Genomic DNA, 3,924 nt, shown 5'->3' with positions numbered 1-3,924 from the left:
GCTGACCACGGCGGCGGCGTTGCCGAGCGCGGCGGGCACCTGGGCCGTCGGGTACACCTCCGCCGATCACGACGGGGAGCCGACCCGCGTCACCGGCACCGTGGCGCTTCCGGACGGGCCACCGCCGCCGGGCGGATGGCCGGTGCTGAGCTGGGCGCACGGCACCACCGGGGTCGCCGATCCGTGTGCCCCCTCGCGGGACACCGTCGACGGACCCGCACACGACTACCTCGGTCTCGTGGACGAGACCCTCGACGAATGGGTGGCCGACGGCTACGCCGTGGTGCGCACGGACTTCGAGGGGCTCGGCACCCCCGGCCCACACCCGTACCTGCACGGGGACAGCGCGGCGAACGCGATGGTCGACCTGGTCCGCGCCGCGCGCGACCTCGACCCCGCGGTGGGCCGGGACTGGTTCGCCATGGGCCACAGCCAGGGTGGGCACGCCGCGCTGTTCGCCGCCGCGCGGGAACCGCAGCGCCGGGACGTGCGGCTGCGCGCCGCCGTACCCATCGCACCCGGTGGCATCGGGGTGACCGGGACGGTCACCTTCTACCGGGACCATCCGGACGAGGAGGCCGTGGCCGCCGCGCTGCCGTTCCTGCCGATCCTGCTGCTCGGCGCCGCGGCCGCCGACGACCGCGTCGACCCGGACGCACTGCTGACCGACGAGGCGGCGCCGCTGCTGACCGCGGCCCGCACCGGCTGCATGGACACCGTCCGGAAGGCCGCCGCCGGTGTGGACCCGACCGCACTCTTCCGGCCGGACGCGGACCTGAGCCCGGTGACCCGGTACTTCGCCACCCAGGAACCGGCCACCGTCACCCCCCGGGTGCCGACCCTGATCGCCCAGGGCACCGCGGACGCACTCGCCCCGAAACCGGCCACAGACCGGCTGGTGGACACGCTGTGCGAGCGCTATCCGATGATCGACTACGCGGTGTACGAGGGCAGCGGCCATCGGGAGACGGTGGCCGACTCCCTCCCCGACGTGCGCCGCTTCGTCGCCGCCCTCCGCGCCGGCGACCGACCGGACACCCACTGCTGACCTCCCTCGCCGCACGGGCCGGGTTTTGCCGTGTGGGGCACTCTCACTGCGTATGACGCAGGGAAAGTGCCCCACACGGCACTGGGCGCAGGGAAAGTGCCCTTCACGGCAACACCGCGGTGACGCGAGCGGTCAGACGAGGTTGTCCTCGACGGGGAGGCCGAATTCGCCGCGGCCGAAGAGGGCCAGGCCGCGCTCGACGTCGTTGGCGACGTGGACGCTGCCCGCGTGGACGTCGCGCCAGGTGCGCTCCACCCGGTTGCCCCGGCCGAGCGAGCTGCCGCCCGCGGTCCTGAACAGCAGGTCGATCGCCTCGACGGCGCGTTCGGCCGCGCGGACCTGGTCCCGCCGGGCCCGCAGCCGGGTGCGCAGCGGGATCGGTTCGTCGTCGCGCGCGTGCGCGTACACCTCGCCGAGGTTGCGGTCGAGCTGGAGTGCGGCCGCGTCGAGCTCGCTGGCGGCACGGGCGACGGCGGCCTGCACGAAGCCGTCCTCGGCGAACCGGCCACCACCGAGGCTGCGGCGGACCCGGTCCCGCATGGTGGTGAGGTAGTGCTCGTAACACCCCGCCGCCCCGCCGACCAGCGGGCTGGTCACGGCGGTGGTGAACACCGTGGCGAACGGCATCCGGTACAGCGGCCCGGGATTCACCCGCTGTCCCGGCCCGCGCAGCTGGGCCTGCTCGTAGTTGCGGATCACCCGGTGGGCGGGCACGAACACGTCCTCGACCACGAGGTCGTCACTGGCCGTGCCACGCAGACCGACCACGTCCCACACCGGCACGATGTCGTAGTCGGTGTGCGGGACCAGCAGGGACAGGAAGTCGACCGGCCTGCCCGTGCCGTCCACCGCCATCGCGCCCAGCACCGCCCAGGAGGCGTACCCGCAGCCGGAGGCGAACCGCCACCGGCCGCTGAGGCGGTACCCGCCGTCCACGGGCGTGAGCGTGCCCACCGGGGCGTAGGACGAACAGATCAGCACGTCGGGATCGTCGCCCCACACCTCGTGCTGGGCACGGTCGTCGAAGAGGCCGAGCTGCCACGGGTGCACCCCGAGTACGGCGGTCACCCAGCCGGTCGAGACGCAGGCGCCGGCGATCTCGCGGACGGCGTCGGCGAAGTACCGCGGGTCGGCCTCCAACCCGCCGTAGCGGGTCGGCTGCAGCAGCCGTAACACGCCGGTCGCGACGAGCGCGGCCATGGTCTCCCCGCCGAGGGAGCCCCGCTCGTCACAGGTCGACGCGCGCTCGGCGAGCTCCGGCAGAAGTGCGCGCACCGCCGCCGACACGTCCTCGGCCGTCGGCGGGGTCGTCTCGGGAATCCGGGAGGAGTCGGACACGCGCCGATCCTGCGCGCCGACCCTCGATGATCGGGGCCGGACATCCCGACCAGTGGGACTCCTCCGCCCCCGGCCGCATCGGGCGACCTACCTTCACGATCGCAGGACTTCCGTCGGTGAAGGAATGGGATCGAAGTGACCACAGTCGAGTCGGCGAGCGACGAGGTTCGCACCATCGAGGCCGAGGCCGCACCGACGCGGTTCGCGCGGGGGTGGCACTGCCTCGGTCTCGCCGAGTGGTTCCGGGACGGCGAGCCGCACACCATCACCGCGTTCGGCCGGAAGCTGGTCGTGTTCCGCAGCGGGAGCGACGACCGGTTGAACGTGCTCGACGCCTACTGCCGGCACATGGGCGGCGACCTCTCCCGCGGCACCGTCAAGGGGGACGAGATCGCCTGCCCGTTCCACGACTGGCGCTGGGGCGGCGACGGCCGCTGCAAGAAGATCCCCTACTCCCGCCGGGTGCCGCTGCGGGCCCGGACCTCCGCGTGGCGGACGAGGGAGCAGGACGGGCTGCTGTTCGTGTGGAACGACCCGGAGGGCAACCCGCCCCCGGACGAGGTCACCATCCCCCGGATCGAGGGCGCCACCAGCGACGAGTGGACCGACTGGGTGTGGCACGAGATCGTGGTGGACACGAACTGCCGCGAGATCGTCGACAACGTCGTGGACATGGCGCACTTCTTCTACGTGCACTACTCGTTCCCGACCTACTTCAAGAACGTCTTCGAGGGCCACGTCGCGACCCAGTACATGAACGGCACCGCCCGCGAGGACGTGCAGCCGCCGAGCAAGGACGGTTCGAAACCGGCGCTGGTGGGCAACTCGTCGGTGGCGTCGTACTACGGCCCGTCGTTCATGGTCGACGAGCTGACCTACCACTACGACCAGATGAACATCGACTCGGTGCTGATCAACTGCCACTACCCGATCACCGAGAACTCGTTCGTGCTGCAGTACGGCATCATCGTCAAGCGGGACAACCTCGGCGAGGCCGCGGACGCGGTGGCGAACAAGATGGCCGGCTTCATCGCCCAGGGGTTCGAACAGGACGTCGAGATCTGGAAGAACAAGGCCAAGATCGACAACCCGCTGCTGTGCGAGGAGGACGGGCCGGTCTACCAGCTGCGGCGCTGGTACCAGCAGTTCTACGTCGACGTCGCGGACATCGAGCCGGAGATGGTGGAGCGGTTCGAGTTCGAGCTGGACACCACCCGGCCGGTCGAGGCCTGGAAGCAGGAAGTGGCCGACAACCTCGCCCGCCGCGAGCAGGAGAAGCAGACCCCCTGATGATTCGCGAGGACAACCGGCTCGCCGACGTGCCGATGACCCCCGTCCGGTGCCGCGAGTGCGGCACCACGGTGCACGTGCGCAAGGCGAGCTGGGAACAGACCAGCATCCAGTGGAACGCCACGGCGAGGGCCGAGTGCGCCGAGCGCCGCGCCTGCGCCGGGACCGGGACCGGCACGGAACCCACCGCCCGGTTCGCGACCTGCCACGCGCTGCGCGACTCGATCGACCGTGCGGCCGCGACCGGC

4 protein-coding genes are annotated in these 3,924 nt (G+C 71.9%); 3 read left to right on the top strand and 1 reads right to left on the bottom strand.

Annotated features, from left to right (window positions below; translation table 11 throughout):
• The coding region (locus SACPADRAFT_RS26895; RefSeq protein WP_040924200.1) for an alpha/beta hydrolase family protein at positions 1–1,048 on the top strand (1,048 nt) is incomplete at its 5' end.
• A 132-nt stretch (positions 1,049–1,180) separates the two neighbouring features.
• Here the strand turns inward: SACPADRAFT_RS26895 and hsaA are convergent.
• Positions 1,181–2,386, bottom strand: coding sequence for a 3-hydroxy-9,10-secoandrosta-1,3,5(10)-triene-9,17-dione monooxygenase oxygenase subunit (hsaA, locus tag SACPADRAFT_RS0210635; protein WP_007026797.1), 1,206 nt, complete (start codon positions 2,384–2,386; stop codon positions 1,181–1,183).
• 135 nt (positions 2,387–2,521) lie between these two features.
• Between hsaA and SACPADRAFT_RS0210630 the strand changes: the two genes are divergently transcribed.
• Together SACPADRAFT_RS0210630 and SACPADRAFT_RS32665 are read left to right on the top strand one after the other, a co-directional pair.
• Positions 2,522–3,676 (top strand): Rieske 2Fe-2S domain-containing protein, encoded by a 1,155-nt coding sequence (locus tag SACPADRAFT_RS0210630; RefSeq protein WP_007026796.1) that lies wholly within the window; start codon positions 2,522–2,524, stop codon positions 3,674–3,676.
• On the top strand, positions 3,676–3,924 hold a 249-nt coding region (locus SACPADRAFT_RS32665; RefSeq protein ID WP_007026795.1), incomplete at its 3' end, for a hypothetical protein. The genes SACPADRAFT_RS0210630 and SACPADRAFT_RS32665, both read left to right, overlap by 1 nt.

This window comes from Saccharomonospora iraqiensis subsp. paurometabolica YIM 90007, assembly GCF_000231035.2.
GTDB lineage: Bacteria > Actinomycetota > Actinomycetes > Mycobacteriales > Pseudonocardiaceae > Saccharomonospora > Saccharomonospora paurometabolica.
Note: the sequence above shows the minus strand (reverse complement) of the source record. Positions and strands in the feature narration are given on the sequence as shown.